A 16,590-nucleotide genomic window follows, 5' to 3' on the forward strand; every position below is an offset into this window, starting at 1 on the left:
CGGTACTTCAGCACGAGACTGCTGGCACGGTTCACCCAGATCGACACTCGCCCGCTGCCCTCGACCGGCTCCACACCGATCGTCAACATGAACGCCTCACCCCGCCGCAACTTCGCGGTCACCACCGCCTCTACGTGTGACAGCATCCGGTCATCCATCTCGAACACATGGACACGGTGATAGATCAAACGCCCCACAAGGGCACCTCCGGTACGTCAAAGACTCCACCGGGACCCGCGGACCGGGCACAGCAGAGACAGTCGAAACGCAACGGGGCAGTCGAGAAAGCGACCCAGACAGCCTATAGAGACCCTCAGACATCGCGTGCGCGCCGCGAGGTTCAGACATCGACGATGGCGTACAGCGGGAAGATCGACGCAACTCGCAAATGCGTGAGCATACTCCCAATAACCGATGGCCCCACCAGAGGGACTAGTGGGGCCATCTGAGCGGCAACGAACCGCCTATGAGCAACCTATCCGGCTGGGCTATCTCCTCCGGCGAGGCGCCGACTCAGAACGCGAGGCCGATCGAACGAAGTAGCGGCTCGAGGACGGGCGAGTTGCCGATCTGGCCGAAACCTCCCGCCGAGCCGATCGACAGGATCGAGCCATAGGACCCGATCGACAGGAATGAACCGGCGGAGCCAATGCAGAGGGCGGAGGCGAAGGACCCAAACGATGCGAACGAGAAGCCGCTCAACGCCGATAGGGCGGACGCTCCGCTCAGGACAGAGCCGGCACTGAAGAGCGGACCCAGGGAGCGGAACGAGAACAGCGACAGGCGCGAGCGCGAGCTGGTCTTGGAGAAGCTGGTCTGCAGGGCCGAGGCGATGGTGGTCATGGTGTCCTCCGACCGAGATCCCCTTCCAGGTCTCCGACCAGGTCAGTTTCGGAGTGGACGTCGCGACGGGCAATCTGCGTGTGTTTACCCAAACGCTGTCCCTCGTAGGTGTGACCGGTCAGGTGGGTATCGGGCAGACGTACAACTCGTTGAGCACCATCGCGGGCGCGTCGAACACTGCGGCCGCGAACCGGTGGGTTTTCGCCGCGCAGGGTGTGGGGTTCCTCGCGGCCTCGTATGGCGGGGGAGGGTTGACCTACACCTCCGGTGACGGGTCGACCTGGAAGTACACCACCGGCACCGGCAGCGCGTTCACGAGCCCCGCCGGCGCGAAGGCGGACCTGATGTCGATCACGGGTGGGTACAAGCTCACCGACCGGCAGTCGCGTCAGGTGATCACGTTCAACAGCGACGGCCGTGCGACCTCGGTCGCGGACCGTAACGGCAACACCACCACTCTCACCTACGACCCGTACGGGACCGTCGCGACGGTGGTCAGCAGTGCCGGCCCGACCGCGGCCCGCACCGCGACGTTCGCGTACTCGAGCACGACCCGCACCTTGACCGCGTCGCAGAGCTCGGGTGCGTTGTCGCGGTCGGTGAAGTGGGTGAAGGATTCCTCGCAGAACTTGACCTCGATCGTGGATGGGGAGAACAAGACCACCTCGTTCGGGTACACGGGTCAGCAGCTGACGAGCATCACCGGCCCCACCGGCGCGGTCGTCACGATCGGGTACGAGTCGTCGACGTCGTCGCGGGTGGTGTCGGTGTCGCAGGCGAACACGACCGCGGGTCGCCGGGGACGAGCGTGACGCGGTTCGCGTACCCGTCGTCAACGAGCCGGTACCTGGCCCGCCCGAACACAGATCAGGCGTCCGCTGTCGCGTCGGTTCCGCACATCACGTACACGATCAACAGCTCCACCCGTCTGGTGACCAAATCGGTGGATGAGATGGGTCGGGAGAATGCGAAAACCTACACCCCCAACGGGGACACCGCCACGGCAACCTCCGGCACCGGCGCCACCGCCGGCACCACGACCGCAACGTACGGCGAACGGGGGAGACTCGCTCACCTCCCTGCAGGCACCGGGCGGGCAGACCAGCTCGCAGGCGTTCTCCAACACCGCGGCGTCGACGCAGTACCTCGCGTCGTCGTCGACCGACAGTGCGGGGAACACGTCGACGTACACGTACAACGGGTCGGGTAACCAGCTCACCAGCACCGACGCGAACGCGGCGATCGCGACGTTGACGTACGACGCGGACGGGACGGTGGCGACGGCGCTGGCGCCGGGGAACGGGTCCAACAAGACCCTCTACGGGTACAACACGAACAAGCAGCTCACCTCGATGACCCCCGTCACCGGCTCCTCGCTCGGGGCGCGCGCGTTCACGTACGACGACTTGGGCGGCTGAAAACCGCGACCGACGGGGACGGGACGACCACCACGTACACGGACGACAAGCAGGACCGGCTCCTCACGACGGCGTTCTCCGACGGGACCGCGACGGTCACCAACACCTACACCGACCGGGGCCTCCCCGCCACACGTGTCGACGGGAACGGAACCACCACCTCCACCTACGACCAGCTCGGGCGTCTCATCGCCCGGGTGAACAGCTTTTTCGGCGGGACGATCAGCTACGGCTACGACAAGTCCTCGAACCTCGTCACCGTCACCGACAGCCGCGGCACCACCACCAACGCTTTCGACGACGCGGGGGTGCCCACCCAGATCACCTACGGCGCTGGAGACGTTCTTCGGTTCGCCGTCGACGATCAGGGCCGCCGCACGGACTCGTGGCTGCGGACCGATGCGACCAACACCACCTGGACTGCGCACACCCGTCAGGTGTACGACACGTCGGGGCGTGTGTCCCGGGCGATCGGTGAAACCCGGGTCAGCAACGGGACGGTCACCGTCCAGTTCGACACGTCCTACTGCTACAACACCGCCAGCACCTCCTCGTGCGGGACTGCCACGGCGAGCGACCGGGCGAAGCTGCACTGGTCCAAGGACAACCTCACCGGGCAGGTCAACGTCTACGGGTATGACACCTCTGGGCGGCTGACCAGCGTCACCCAGACTGGCGGCAGCAACCCCGCGACCTACACGTACACGTACGACGCGCGTGGGAACAGGCTCACCGCCAACGTCACCGGCGGCACGTCACCGTCGAGCCAGACCCTGACCTTCAACGCGGGCAACCAGCTCACCACGACGGGGTACACGTACGACGGGACCGGGAACCTCACCGCCGACACCGCCGGGACGTATACGTATAACGGTGCACAGCAGATGACGAAGGTCACCAAGCCCGGCGGGAACCAGTACAACTACAAGTACGCCGGGACCAGCCAGGTCGAAGTCCTCCAGCAGGAGTACAGCGCCCGCGACTACAAACTCGTCTACGGCCGCACCAACCAAGTCGGCCTCCCTGTCGTCGAACAAGTCCAAGCCGGGACCACGATGGCGTGGATCGACAACGACCCCGTCACCGGTGAACCGCTCATGCTCACCACCGCCGGAGGCGTCCAAACCCTCTACGTCTACGACGGACTCGGCACCCCCGTCGGGATGCTCACCGACTACGCCACCGTCGCCTACGTCAACACGTTCGACCCCTACGGGACCGGGGTCCTCACTGGCGGCGGGCAAGGCAACGGGTTCCTCTCCAACCCGTTCATGTTCAAGGGCGGCATCCAAGACCGCGCCACCGGGTGGGTCCACTACGGCAACCGGTGGTACAACCCCACCCTCGGCCGCTGGACCCAACAAGACACCCTCGACGCGCCCCTCGACCCCGCAAACGCCAACCGATACGCCTACGCCGGCGCCGACCCCATCAACAACATCGACCTACTGGGACTGGCAATAGGCTGCCTCGAACAGGCGGGGGATGTGATCTTCAACGTCGGCAAAGCCTTCCTTGGCGCCCTGACCCTCGTTGGCGCGATCGTCGCGATCGGGGATCTCATCGCGTACAACCAAGAGATGGTCGATTCAGGTCAGGTCAGCGAGGATGGGTACCTGGTGTGTGACCCCGAGTGGAAGTAGTCCGCGTGTCCTTGATCCAGTTACGTATGCGTATCCGACGCACCATTCTGTGGGGCAGGTTCCTCAGCGTTGCCGGCGCCCTGTTTGGTGTCGGCGGGCTCCTGAACACCTTCTTGACGCCCGGGCGTGAAAATCTCTGGTCTATCATCCTGAGTCTCTACTTCTTGGGCATGGCGGTCTACGGGATCTACCTCTGGCGAAGAGGGCGAGCGCGGCTCATCGCTTTCGAGGCAGAGAACGGCAAGGATGCAGGTCGCCAGACTCCTGTGTAAACGCCGTTCCGTCGCGGATAGGCGCGGTTAGATGGGCGTCAAGCTGCTCGATGTCCGTCCTTGCAATTCTCTTGCTCCTCGCGTCAATGGTCGGAATGGTCATCACCCTGCGTCCGCGCTGAGCCTCGTCAGCTGGGGAGCCGCACAAGGCGACTCCACAGGCGCCGGAGCTGCTTTCGGAACCGGATGTGCAATTGAAAGGTCGATACGTGGCGACTACAACTGAAGATTTCGAGCGGGCTAGCAACCGCCTTCTCACCATCACCGTCACCGGAGTGATTCTTGGAGGTATCGGGATGGGTTTGGTCGGCGGGCTAGCCGACCTGCCGACAGGTGTTGCAATGCTCATCTTCCTGTCGTACGCGATCGGATGCTTACCAGGAGCCATCGCCCTGTACCTGCTCACACAACGGCGCTCAAAAACATCCGACCCTCTGAACTCTTCGGGCACGAACGCGGTATGAGCGCATCCCAGTTTTAGGGGAAGCTCGGACACTTCGCCGGTCAGATTAGGAGTCGGCGGAGGTGACCGGGAGAAGACCTTGTGAGTCGACCCCCGCACGCCCGTGGCGCGACCTAGGGCCGATCAGCGGGTTTGGAGGCCGAGCTATAGACGCCTTAAACCCTGCACACAGCTAACCGATAATCGACGTTATGTCATAGCTCATGCGTGAGCGGCGTGCGGATATCGCAGGATGCGTCAGGCGGCGGTGCCGGAGCGGCGCCTATGGATGCTGCGGAACAGGAACGCGCAGCCGTAGGCGCCGACGGAGAAGCCGATCGTCGCGACGAGGAAGATCGTCGGCGGGAAGACGATCACGAGGCACAGCACGGTGACCGGGATGACGAGCAGGACGAGGGTGCGCAGGGGCTCCGCGGCGGGGAGCAGCAGCGCGTTCTTCAACGTTTGGCGGAACGACGCGCGGTAGGCCGCGACGAGTCCCATCGCGTGCAGGAACGCCGCGACGGCGTAGGCCGCGGCGGCGAACCCGAGCACTGCGAGCCCGGTGAACAGCGGCTCGGGCGACGAGAGCCAGAAGAGTCCGCTGAAGGTGAGGGCGACGGCCGCCGCGAGCAGGACCAGGCTGAGCCCGGTCGCGGGGAGGAAGTTCCGCGCGAATGCGGGGAAGAAGTCGCGCACCGGCCTCCCGCTCTCCTCGTCGGAGTACCGTCGCGTGACCTCGAAGAGCGCGCTCGTCGCGGCGCCGATCGTCACGATCGGGACGCAGCACAGCAGGAACAAGATGTTGAGGACCACGAACTCCACGAAGGAGCTCAGCCCCTGAACGGCGCGGTTCTCCGGGTCGATCCGCATCATCCACCCGTCGGATCGGCGAAGTGCGGCGCGATGAGTTCGGCTCCCGGTCCGCGCGTGCCTCCGATGGCGGCGAGCAGCGCTCGCGCGCCCCGCGCGCCGAGGGTCTCGGCGGGGAGGTCGATGACGTCCGAGACGCCCGGAACGTGCAGGGCGAGTTCGGCTGGGCTGAGAGCGAGGATCTCGACGGGGGCCGCAGCGGCCGCACCCATCAGTCTCGCGGCGATGAAGGGGAGTGCCGCCTCGTTGTGGACGAACAGCGCCGTCGTGTCGGGCGACTCGGCCAGCACCTGGTCGACGACCTCGGTCGCCCCCGCTCCCGACGGGCAGGGGAGGGCCCGCGCGGTGAGGCCGACCGCCTCGCTCGCGGCGAGGAATCCCCGCATGAGCCGGTCGGAGTACGAGGTGTGCCGAGCCTGAACCTGCGGTGGAGCACCCAGGAGGGCTACGGTCCGGTGGCCGCGCTCAGCGAGCCGCTCGGCGGCGAGACGGCCGGCCGCCTCGAAGTCGAAGTCGACGCACACGAGGTCGTCCGCGGCATCCGGCAGTCCGATCAGCACGGCGGGGATGCTCAGCTCCGCCAGCGCGCCCACGCGAGGGTCGCTCGTCTCGACGTCGAGGATCAGCACGCCGTCGACCATGCCCGCCCGAGCGGCACGCTCGACCCCGGCGGCGTCGTCGCTGGTCAGCAGGAGGATGTCGTGGTGATGCGCGCGCGCCTCCTTGAGGGCGCCCGCGACGATCTGCATGACGACGTGCACGTCGACACCGGCGCGGATGGGGGCCTGCAGCCCGAGCACGCTGGTCGAGCGTGACGCGAGGGAACGGGCGCTGGCCTGCGGGCTGTACGAAAGGTCAGCCATCGCCCGCTCGACGCGATCCCGCGTCTCCTGCGAGATGGTGCGCTTGCCGCTCATCACGTACGACACCGTCGAGATCGAGACCCCCGCGGCCTGAGCCACATCCGCGATCGTGGTCATGGACACTCCTTTCCGGGGTCGGCCTCGACACCCGGGTGGGTCGAGCGTATCGGCTCGTCATGAGCGGAGATCGCAGCCCGACCGACCGATGGACACGGTCGTGATCGCTAGTATAGATTGAAATTGTTGAAGCGCTTCGACACCGTCGTCCATATCGCTGAAAGGCCCCCGGTCATGACTTCTGCCGCCGCTGCGTCCTTCGCGGGCCTCACGGCCGACCGCGGCATCCTCTTCGGAGGCGACTACAACCCCGAGCAGTGGCACAGCGACGTCTGGCGCGAGGACGTAGCGCTCATGCAACGGGCCGGGGTGAATCTCGTCACGGTCGGCGTCTTCAGCTGGGCGGAGCTCGAACCGACCCCCGGTGCGCGCGAGTTCGGCTGGCTCGACGAGGTACTCGACCTGCTGCACGCGGGCGGCATCGCGGTGGACCTCGCGACACCGACGGCCTCGCCGCCGCCCTGGCTCGGCGTGCGGCATCCCGAGACGCTCCCGGTCGACCGTGACGGCGTGCGCCTGGTCGCCGGTTCCCGCAACCAGTTCTCCCCCTCCTCGCGTGTCTACCGCGAGGCGGCGCGCGCGATCACGGCGGACCTGGCGGCGCGGTACGCGCAGCATCCCGCCGTCCGGATGTGGCACGTCGGCAACGAGTACGGCCAGATCGACCACGGCGACGAGGCTGCGCGGGCGTTCCGCGAGTGGCTGCTGCGCCGGTACGGATCGATCGAGGGGATCAACGAGGCGTGGGGGACCGCCTTCTGGGCGCAACGCTACGCCGATGTGTCCGAGATCCTTCCGCCGCGACGCGCCCCGTACCTCATCAACCCGACCCAGTCGCTCGACTTCCGACGGTTCACCTCTGACGAGCTGCGCGACTGCTACCGCGAGCTGCGCGACACCATTCGCGCCGCCGGTGCGACGCAGCCGATCACGACGAACTTCATGGGGCCGTTCGCGCACGCCGACTACTGGTCGTGGGCGGGCGACGTCGACGTCGTGAGCGACGACCAGTACCCCGACCCCGCCGACCCGGACAGTCCCGCCGGCATCGCGTTCGCGCAGGACCTCATGCGCGGGCTCGGCGGCGGGGCGCCGTGGCTGCTCATGGAGCAGGCCATCAGCGCCGTGCAGTGGCGCCCGCACAACCTGCCCAAGACGCCCGGGCGCGCGCGGCTCGATTCGCTCCAAGCCGTCGCGCGCGGCGCGGATGGTGTCTGCTTCTTCCAGTGGCGCCAGTCGACCGCCGGCGCCGAGCGGTTCCATTCCGCGATGCTGCCCCACGCGGGCGCCGACACCGAGGTGTTCGCGGGCGTCTGCCGGCAGGGCGCCGACCTGCAGCGGCTGCGCCCGGTCGTCGGGGGGCGTGTCGCCGCCCGCACGGCACTGCTGTTCGACTGGTCGTCGTGGTGGGCCGCCGACGAGCCCGCCCGGCCGACGAGCCGCTTCGACAGCCTCGAGCAGGTGCACCGGTGGTACCGCGCGCTCTGGCGGCGAAACGTGCCCGTCGATGTGGTGCGGTTCGACGCCGACCTCACCGGTTACGACGTCGTCGTGCTGCCGCACGGCTACGTGCTGCGTCCCGGTGACGCCGACCGTCTCGCGGCTGCCGCGGCAGCCGGAGCCCAGGTCGTCGTCGGACCCTTCAGCGGCGTCGCCGACGAGCGAGGTCACATCCTGACCGGTCGCTCCCCGGCGCTCCTGCGCGATCTGATCGGCGCGAGCGGCGAGGAATGGGTCGGGCTGCCGGACGACGAGGTCGCCGTCGCCTGGGCGGACGGGCGACGCCCGGCATCCGTCGCCTCGGTCCTGGCCGAGAAGATGCGCTCCGACGGCGCCGAGACCGTGGTGTCCTTCGCCGAGGGCGACCTGGCGGGCAGGCCGGTCGTCACGCGCCACGGCGACGCCTGGTACGTGGCCGCGGTCGTGGCCGACGACCTGCTCGACGCGATCCTCGGCGACGTGCTCGCGGCGGCCGGGGTCACCGGCGCGGTGGCCGACCCGGTTCCGGATGTCGAGGCGGTGCGCCGTGGCGACGCGCTGTTCCTGCTGAACCGAGGACCTGCGGATGCGACGATCGCACTCCCCGGTGCCTGGGTCGATCTGTTGACGGATGAAGAGATGGACGAGCACGTGACGGTCCCGAGGGGGGACGCGCGGGTCGTGACGGAAAGGCGTGAGACATGAAGTTCACCGACGGCTACTGGCTCATGCGACCGGGGGTGACCGGCCTGTACGCGAGCAGCGTGGACGATGTCCGTGCCGACGCGGCGGCGGGAACCCTCACGGTCTTCGCGCCCACCGCGCAGATCCAGCACCGCGGCGACACGCTCAACCGGCCGCTGATCACCACGACGTTCTCGACGCCGGCGCCCGGCGTCATCCGGGTGCGGGTGCAGCGGCACGCCGGTACGCGGCACCGTGGCCCCGACTTCGCGCTGAACACGGAGGAGGGGTACGTGCCGGCCGTGTCGGTCGACGATGCCGAAGCGGTGCTGGATGCCGGTGACCTCCGCGTCCGTGTGTCGCGCGACGGGGCGTGGCGGGTCGCCTTCGAGCAAGGCGACCGCGTGCTCACGACGTCGCTCCCGCGCTCGATCGGTCACATGAGCGGGCCGGACGGCACCTTCGTGCACCAGCAGCTCTCGATCGAGCCGGGGGAGCGGGTGTACGGCTTCGGCGAGCGATTCGGGGCGTTCACCAAGAACGGGCAGTCGATCGACACGTGGAACGCCGACGGTGGCACCTCGAGCGAGCAGGCCTACAAGTCGGTGCCGTTCTACCTGACGAGTCGCGGGTACGGCGTCTTCGTCGACAGCCCCGACGCCGTCTCGTTCGAAGTGGGCTCCGAGATCAACTCGCGGGTGCAGTTCTCCGTCCCCGGCGAGACGCTCGACTACTACGTGATCGCCGGCCCCGAGCCCAAGGACGTGCTGCGCCGGTACACGGCGCTCACCGGTCGCCCCGCGCGCGTGCCCGCCTGGTCGTTCGGCCTGTGGCTGACGACGTCGTTCACAGCGGCGTACGACGAGGCGAGCGTGACGGAATTCGTCGACGGGATGCGGGAGCGCGAGCTGCCGCTGTCGGTCTTCCACTTCGACTGCTTCTGGATGCGGGAGTTCCAGTGGACCGACTTCACGTGGGATCCGCGCATGTTCCCCGATCCCGACGGCCAGCTCGCGCGGCTGCGGGAGCGCGGTCTGAAGGTCTCGCTGTGGATCAATCCGTACATCGCGCAGCGCTCGGCGCTGTTCGCGGAGGCGGCCGAGAAGGGGTACCTCCTCAAGACCACGGCCGGCGACGTCTGGCAGTGGGACATGTGGCAGGCCGGCATGGCGATCGTCGACTTCACCAACCCCGAGGCATCCGAATGGTTCGCCGAGCACCTGCGCCGACTCGTCCGGCAGGGGGCGGACAGTTTCAAGACCGACTTCGGCGAGCGGATCCCCACCGAGGGCGTCGCCTGGCACGACGGCTCCGATCCGCAGCGCATGCACAACTACTACCCGCAGCTGTACAACGCGGTCGTCTTCCGCGTGCTCGAGGAGGAGCACGGCGTCGGAGAGGCGGTGCTCTATGCCCGCTCGGCGACGGCCGGGGGCCAGCAGTTCCCGGTGCACTGGGGCGGCGACAACGACTCGACCCTGCTGTCGATGGCCGAGACGCTCCGTGGCGGGCTGTCGCTCGCGATGAGCGGATTCGGCTACTGGAGCCACGACATCGGCGGGTTCGAGGGGACCCCGGATGCCGGAGTCTTCAAGCGCTGGCTGGCGTTCGGTCTGCTGTCGTCGCACTCGCGGCTGCACGGGTCGGGCAGTGTGCGTGTGCCGTGGGCGTTCGACGAGGAGGCCGTCGAGGTCACTCGCCTGTTCACGCGGCTGAAGCTCCGCCTCATGCCCTACCTCGCGCGGGTCGCGGAGGAGGCGCACACCGACGGCATCCCGATGATGCGCCCGCTCGTGCTGGAGTTCCCCGAGGACCGCACGACCCACGACGCCGACGTGCAGTACCTGCTGGGCGACGCGCTCATGGTCGCACCGGTGTTCTCCGAGGACGGCGGGGTCGAGTACTATCTGCCCGCGGGGCGGTGGACGTCGCTCCTGACCGGTGACGTGGCCGACGGTCGCCGGTGGCACGCGGAGCGCCATGGCTACGACTCCGTCCCGCTGCGGGTGCGCCCCGGCACGGTGCTGCCGTGGGGTGCCCGTGAGGACCGGCCCGACTATGACTGGGCCGACGGTGTCACGCTGCGCTGCTTCGAACTGCCCGACGGCTACGACGCCGAGACGGTCGTCCCGGGTCACGACGGGGCGCCCGCGACCGTGTTCCGTGTGCGCCGCGAGGGCGGACGCATCACGGCGGACTCCGCCGACGCCCGCGCGCCGTGGAGCCTGCAGGTCGGCGACCGCACGGCATCCGCGACCGGCGCGGGAAGCCTCAGCGTGGAGGCGGCCGGGTGAGCGCCGGGGCGTTCCGTCGCGTCGATCTGCCCCTCGCCGAACGTGCCCGCGACCTGCTCGACCGGCTGAGCCCGGACGAGCGTCTCGCGATGCTGCATCAGGCGATGCCGGCCGTCGAGCGTCTCGGCATCCGTCCCTTCCACACCGGATGCGAGGCGTTGCACGGGCTCGCGTGGGTCGGGGTGGCGACGGTGTTCCCGCAGCCGGTGGGCCTCGCCGCGACCTGGGACACCGAGCTGATCGAGCGGATCGGCGACCTCGTCGCCACCGAGGTGCGCGCCAAGCGCGCGTCGGGTGCCGATGTCGACCTCAACGTGTGGGCGCCCGTCGTGAACACGCTCCGCCACCCCGCGTGGGGGCGCAACGAGGAGGGCTACTCCGAGGACCCGCACCTCACCGGGCAGTTCGGCACGGCCTACAGTCGGGGGCTGCGCGGCGACCATCCGCGCGTGTGGAAGACGGTGCCCTCGCTCAAGCACTTCCTCGGCTACAGCAACGAGACCGATCGGTCGGCGACCTCGTCGGAGATGTCGCTGCGCACCCTCCACGAGGAGGAGCTGCCGGCATTCCGGCCCGCGATCGAGCAGAAGGCCGCCGGGGCGATGATGCTCGCCTACAACCGCGTCAACGGGGTGCCCGCGCACACGCAGCCCGAGCTCGTGGCCGAGGCGCGCACCTGGAGCGACGAGTCGATCGCCGTCGTGTCGGATGCCGGGGCTCCCACGTTCCTCGTCTCGATCCAGCGCGCGCAGCCCGACAAGGTGCACGGCGCCGCAGCCCTCGTGACGAGCGGGATGGACTCCTTCACCGACGACGGACCCGACCCCGCGCCGACCCTCGAGGCCGTCCGCGGTGCGCTCGCCGACGGTCTGTTGACCGACGCGGATGTGGACGCCGCCGTCCTGCGCCTGCTGGAGATGCGGCTGCGCACCGGCGAGTTCGACGGCGACGACGACCCGTACGCCGGCATCGCGCCCGAGGAGATCGACACTCCGGCGGCGCGGGAGCTCGCCCGGGTCGCGGCGGCGCGGCAGGTCGTCCTGCTGCGCAACGACGCCGGCATCCTTCCCCTGGCCTCCCCGTCGGCGGTCGCCGTCGTCGGTCCGATGGCCGACCTCGTCCTCACCGACTGGTACTCGGGAACGCCTCCCTACGAGATCGGGATCGCCCAGGGTGTGCGTGACCGCTACCCGGCCGCGCGCGTCGAGACGGCCACCGGCGCCGACACCGTCGCACTGCGCGCGCCCTCGGGCTACGTCGCGGCGACGACCGACGGTGCCTTCGTCGACGCGACCACCGAGACCCGCACCGATGCGACGCTCTTCGACGTGACGGATTGGGGCGACGGCGTCCTGACGCTGCGCTCGCACGCGAGCGGCCGACTGCTGACCGGTGCCGGCTGGCCGATGCGCGCCGATGCCGTGCGCGTGGGCGGCTGGGTCGTGCAGGAGAGCTTCCGCCGTCACCTCCACGAGGACGGCACGTGGTCGCTCCTGCACCTCGGCTCGGGCCGCTGGGTGCGCGTCGTCCGCGACATCGGGCAGCTCGCGGCCGAGGCCGTCACGCTCGACGAGGCGGCGCGCTTCGAGATCGAGACCGTCGTCTCGGGCCGCGACGAGGTCGCGCGCGCGGCAGCGGCGGCGGACGTCGTGATCGTCGCGGTCGGCAACGACCCGCACCTGTCGGGTCGCGAGACCGCGGACCGCCCGCACCTGCTGCTGCCGACGGCCGCGACCGAGGTGTGGCGCGCCGCCCGCGCGGCGAACCCGCGCAGCATCCTCACGATCGTCTCGAGCTTCCCTTACGTCCTCGTGGACGCCGACGACGCCGAGACGGTCGTGTGGTCGAGCCACGCCGGACAGGAGCTCGGTCACGGTCTGCTCGACGTCCTCAGCGGCGACCGCGAGCCGACCGGCCGCCTCGCCCAGTCGTGGCCCGCGCACCCCGACCAGGCGGGCGACCTGTTCGACTACGACACGCAGCGGCAGCAGGCGACGTACCGGCACCAGCCCGAGCCCTACGCCTTCGCGTTCGGCCACGGTCTGGGCTATGGCGAGGTCGCCTACACGGCGGTGACGGTGGATGCCGCCGAGCTGGCGGCGCCGGCGCCGGGCCACCGGCATCCTGCCCTCGACCCTCGGATCGACGAGAGCGTCGTCGTCGCCACGGTCACGGTCGCGAACACGTCGGCGCGGGCCGTCGAGGAGCTCGTGCAGGTGTACGCCGTCGCTCCGGAGCTGCCCATCGCCGCGCCGCGCCGCCTGCTGCTCGGCTACGCCCGCGTGCGGGTGCAGCCGGGGACGACCCGCACGGTGCAGGTGCCCTTCGCCGTCGAACGTCTCGCGGTCTGGGACGACGAGGTCCGCATCGACGGCGCGCCGACGGACTGGCTGCACGAAGGTGCGCTGCGGGTGCAGCCGGGGGAGTACCGGATCGCCGCGGGGGGCTCGGCGGATCGGCTCGTCGTCGACGCGACGCTGACCGTCACGAGCTGAGCGACGCACCCTCGAGGACGGATGCCGTCGCCAGCCGCGCGTCCTCCGGTCCGATCGCGTACGCCTCGCCGGTGAACTCGATCGACCCCGTCGCATGGCGCTCGGCGCTGGATCCGACCCACAGGTCGACGCGCCCCGGTTCCACCGCGCGCACCCCGTCGCGGCCGGTGTAGGCGAGCCGCGTCGGCGGCACGCGGAACTCCACGGTCGCCGTCTCACCCCCGCCGAGAAGCACGCGCTGGTACGCGAGCAGCTGTGCCACGGGCCGCGTCGTCGTCCCCACGACGTCGTGCCCGTAGAGCTGCACGACATCGGTCGCCGCGACCGCGCCGGTGTTGCGCACCGTGACCGTGGCCGTGATGCCGTCGCCGGTCGCCGCGTGCGAGGCGACCCGCAGGTCCTCGTACGCGAACGTCGAGTAGGTCAGCCCGAACCCGAACGGCCGCACCGGCGTCGGGTCGGCGCTCGTGATGTCGCTCGGTCCGCCCAGCCGCGGATGCAGGTACGTGAACGGTTGCGCACCCGCCGAGCGCGGCAGCGAGACGGGCAGACGGCCGGACGGCACGATGCGACCCGAGACGATCCCCGCCAGCGCGTCCGCGCCCTCCTCGCCCGGGAAGAAGGACTGCACGACGGATGCTGGGCGCACGGCGCCGTCGAGCGCCCATCCGATCGCGTAGGGACGCCCCGACAGGATGAGCAGGACGACGGGCGTGCCCGACGAGACGACCTCCTCGACCAGGCGGCGTTGCACGCCGGGCAGCTCCAGGTCGTCGACGTCGTTGCCCTCGCCCACGGTGCCGCGGCCGAAGAGGCCCGCGCGGTCGCCGACCACGACGATCGCGAGGTCGGCGCGGGATGCCGCGGCCACGGCATCCGCGATCCCGGAGTCGTCGTCACCCTCGACGTGGCAGCCGCGGACCGCCTCGATCCCGGCGGCCGGGTACTCGGCGCGCAGGGCGTCGAGCACCGTCGGGAGCTCGATGCCCGCCGGCGTGCCCGGGTGGTGGGCGAGGACGTGGTTGACGAACGAGTAGCAGCCCATGAGCGCCTCGGACGAGTCCGCATTCGGACCGACGACGGCGATCCGCGCGGGTGCCGCCGCCGGGAGGGTGCCGTCGTTGGAGAGCAGCACCGCGGACTCGGCGGCGAGACGGCGAGCGAGGTCGCGGTGCCGCGGGCCGTCGAGGTCGACGCTCGTGGGCGGCTGCGAGAAGTCCTCGTCGAGCAGGCCGAGGCGCTCCTTCTGCGCGAGCACGCGCAGCACCGCGCGATCGAGGATGCCTTCCGGAGCGACCCCGGAGCGGATGCGGTCGAGCAGGGGACCGGCGAAGGCGTCGAGGGTCGGCAGCTCGACATCGATCCCCGCGCGCAGGGCGAGTTCGGCGGCCTCGCCCAGGTCGGCGGCGACACCGTGGGTGGTCTGCAGGAAGGCGACCGAGAAGTAGTCCGACACGACCGGTCCCTCGAATCCGAGCCGCCCGCGGAGCACCTCGTCGAGGTGGTGCGCACTCGCGCCGACGGGCTCGCCGTCGATCTCGGCGTACGAGTTCATGACCGAGCGCGCGTCGCCGTCGCGGATCGCCATCTCGAACGGCGGCAGGAAGACGTCCGCCAGCTCTCGCGGCCCGGCGTGCACGGGGGCGTGGTTGCGCCCGGCCTGCGAGCCCGAGTACCCGACGAAGTGCTTGAGCGTGGCATCCACCCCGGTCGACTGCAGTCCACGCACGTAGGAGGTCCCGATCGATCCGACGAGGTAGGGGTCCTCGCCGATGCACTCGTCGACCCGCCCCCAGCGGGGGTCGCGGATGACGTCGAGCACGGGCGCGAGCCCCTGGTGGATCCCGAGCTCCCGCATCGACTCGCCGATCGCGGCGCCCACCTCGGCCACGAGGTCGGGGTCGAACGACGCCCCCCACGCGAGCGGCGTCGGGTAGGTCGCCGCCTGCCAGGCCGCGAGCCCGGTGAGGCACTCCTCGTGGACGATGGCGGGGATGCCGAGACGCGTCTCGGTCTGCAGGCGCCGCTGCTCCCGCCAGAGCCACTCCGCCCGCTCGACCGGGTCGACCGGGCGGGTGCCGTAGACCCGGGTGAGGTGGCCGAGGCCGTGGACCGTGGCATCCGCGTACTTCGTCGACGTCGCCATCTCGTCCGCCAGCGGGGCGACGACCTCGCCGCCCTGGTCGACCCAGTAGCCGACCAGCTGCGCCGCCTTCTCTTCGAGGGTCATCTGCGCCAGCAGCTCGCGTACGCGCGCCGAAGCGTGCACCGTCGTGTCGGTCATGTCAGCCCTTCACGGCTCCGGTGAGGCCGCCGACGATGCGCCGCTCGAACAGGCTGAAGAACAGCAGCGCCGGGAGCATCGAGAGCGAGGTGAAAGCGAGCACACGCGCCGTGTCGACGGAGTACTGCGACGAGAACGCCTGCACGCCCAGGGGCAGCGTGAACGAGGCTTCGTTGTTCAGGATGAACAGCGGCAGCAGGTACGCGTTCCAGCTGCCGATGAAGGCGAGGATGCCGACGGTGATCACACCCGGCACCGCGAGCGGCAGCACCATCCGCCAGAAGAACCCGAGTGGGCTGCAGCCGTCGATCGATGCCGCCTCCTGGATCTCGTCGGGGATCGCCCGCAGGAACGGGACGAGGATGATGATGGTCGTCGGCAGCGCGAACGCGATCTGCGGGAGGATGATGCCCGGCAGCGAGTTCATGAGCCCGAGCGAGCGGATCACGATGTACAGCGGCGTGATCGCGACCGTGATGGGGAACATGAGACCCGACGCGAACAGCGCGTAAAGCGCGCCGCGCCCGCGGAAGCTGTAGCGCGCGATCACGTAGCTCGCGGCGAGCCCGAGGGCGACGGCGCCGACCGTCGTGGCGAGGGCGACCATGGTCGAGTTGCCGACCTGGCCCCAGAACTGTCCGCTCGTGACGACGCCCACGTAGTTCTCGAGGTTCCACGGGTCGGGGAAGCCGGCCGGGTCGACCGTGATGGCAGAGTTCGACCGGAAGCCGCCCAGGATGATGTAGATCACCGGCCCGAGCATGAGGGCGATGACGACGAGGGCCACGAAGTAGACGGCGGGCGAGCCCCACGGCAGGGCCTTCCGCGGCGCGCGGCGGGGACGGGTGTCGACCGGCGGCGCCGTGACGAGGGTCATGGTGGC

General features: G+C 69.7%; 12 protein-coding genes. 7 read left to right on the forward strand and 5 right to left on the reverse strand.

Annotation, left to right across the window (positions count from 1 at the left end; translation table 11 throughout):
* Positions 1-513 precede the first annotated feature (513 nt).
* Entirely contained in the window at positions 514-843 is a 330-nt protein-coding gene (locus ACIGEP_RS15940) for a hypothetical protein (RefSeq protein ID WP_396662624.1), read from the reverse strand.
* A gap of 110 nt (positions 844-953) precedes the next feature.
* Between ACIGEP_RS15940 and ACIGEP_RS15945 the strand changes: the two genes are divergently transcribed.
* From ACIGEP_RS15945 to ACIGEP_RS15960, 4 genes are all read left to right on the forward strand, one after another.
* Complete coding sequence (locus ACIGEP_RS15945; RefSeq protein ID WP_396662625.1) at positions 954-1,655, forward strand: hypothetical protein; 702 nt, start codon at positions 954-956, stop codon at positions 1,653-1,655.
* A 153-nt stretch (positions 1,656-1,808) separates the two neighbouring features.
* Entirely contained in the window at positions 1,809-2,261 is a 453-nt protein-coding gene (locus ACIGEP_RS15950) for a hypothetical protein (protein WP_396662626.1), read from the forward strand.
* A gap of 197 nt (positions 2,262-2,458) precedes the next feature.
* A complete protein-coding gene (locus ACIGEP_RS15955) occupies positions 2,459-3,904 on the forward strand; it encodes an RHS repeat-associated core domain-containing protein (protein WP_396662627.1) in 1,446 nt (481 codons plus the stop codon).
* A 481-nt stretch (positions 3,905-4,385) separates the two neighbouring features.
* On the forward strand, positions 4,386-4,640 hold the full coding sequence (locus ACIGEP_RS15960; RefSeq protein WP_396662628.1) for a hypothetical protein: 255 nt from the start codon (positions 4,386-4,388) through the stop codon (positions 4,638-4,640).
* Between the two features lie 236 nt (positions 4,641-4,876).
* Here ACIGEP_RS15960 and ACIGEP_RS15965 read toward each other — a convergent pair whose 3' ends face one another.
* Entirely contained in the window at positions 4,877-5,491 is a 615-nt protein-coding gene (locus tag ACIGEP_RS15965; protein ID WP_396662629.1) for a YesL family protein, read from the reverse strand.
* Positions 5,491-6,471, reverse strand: a complete 981-nt coding sequence (locus ACIGEP_RS15970) for a LacI family DNA-binding transcriptional regulator (protein ID WP_396662630.1) — start codon at positions 6,469-6,471, stop codon at positions 5,491-5,493. Before ACIGEP_RS15970 ends, ACIGEP_RS15965 begins: the two co-directional genes overlap by 1 nt.
* A gap of 174 nt (positions 6,472-6,645) precedes the next feature.
* Between ACIGEP_RS15970 and ACIGEP_RS15975 the strand changes: the two genes are divergently transcribed.
* The 3 genes from ACIGEP_RS15975 to ACIGEP_RS15985 are packed head-to-tail and all read left to right on the forward strand — an operon-like array spanning position 6,646 to position 13,423.
* Positions 6,646-8,655, forward strand: a complete 2,010-nt coding sequence (locus ACIGEP_RS15975; protein ID WP_396662631.1) for a beta-galactosidase — start codon at positions 6,646-6,648, stop codon at positions 8,653-8,655.
* Positions 8,652-10,928, forward strand: coding sequence for an alpha-xylosidase (gene yicI, locus ACIGEP_RS15980; protein ID WP_396662632.1), 2,277 nt, complete (start codon positions 8,652-8,654; stop codon positions 10,926-10,928). The genes ACIGEP_RS15975 and yicI overlap by 4 nt, the downstream gene beginning before the upstream one ends.
* A complete protein-coding gene (locus tag ACIGEP_RS15985) occupies positions 10,925-13,423 on the forward strand; it encodes a glycoside hydrolase family 3 C-terminal domain-containing protein (RefSeq protein ID WP_396662633.1) in 2,499 nt (832 codons plus the stop codon). The genes yicI and ACIGEP_RS15985 overlap by 4 nt, the downstream gene beginning before the upstream one ends.
* Here the strand turns inward: ACIGEP_RS15985 and ACIGEP_RS15990 are convergent.
* Together ACIGEP_RS15990 and ACIGEP_RS15995 are read right to left on the reverse strand one after the other, a co-directional pair.
* Positions 13,413-15,707 (reverse strand): glycoside hydrolase family 3 N-terminal domain-containing protein, encoded by a 2,295-nt coding sequence (locus ACIGEP_RS15990; protein ID WP_396662634.1) that lies wholly within the window; start codon positions 15,705-15,707, stop codon positions 13,413-13,415. The genes ACIGEP_RS15985 and ACIGEP_RS15990 overlap by 11 nt on opposite strands.
* A 1-nt stretch (position 15,708) precedes the next feature.
* Positions 15,709-16,584 carry a carbohydrate ABC transporter permease gene (locus ACIGEP_RS15995; protein WP_396662721.1) on the reverse strand — a complete coding sequence of 292 codons (876 nt, stop codon included), beginning with the start codon at positions 16,582-16,584 and terminating at the stop codon, positions 15,709-15,711.
* Positions 16,585-16,590 lie beyond the last annotated feature (6 nt).

The organism is Microbacterium sp. NPDC077663 (assembly GCF_044542795.1).
In the GTDB taxonomy this organism is placed as follows: domain Bacteria; phylum Actinomycetota; class Actinomycetes; order Actinomycetales; family Microbacteriaceae; genus Microbacterium.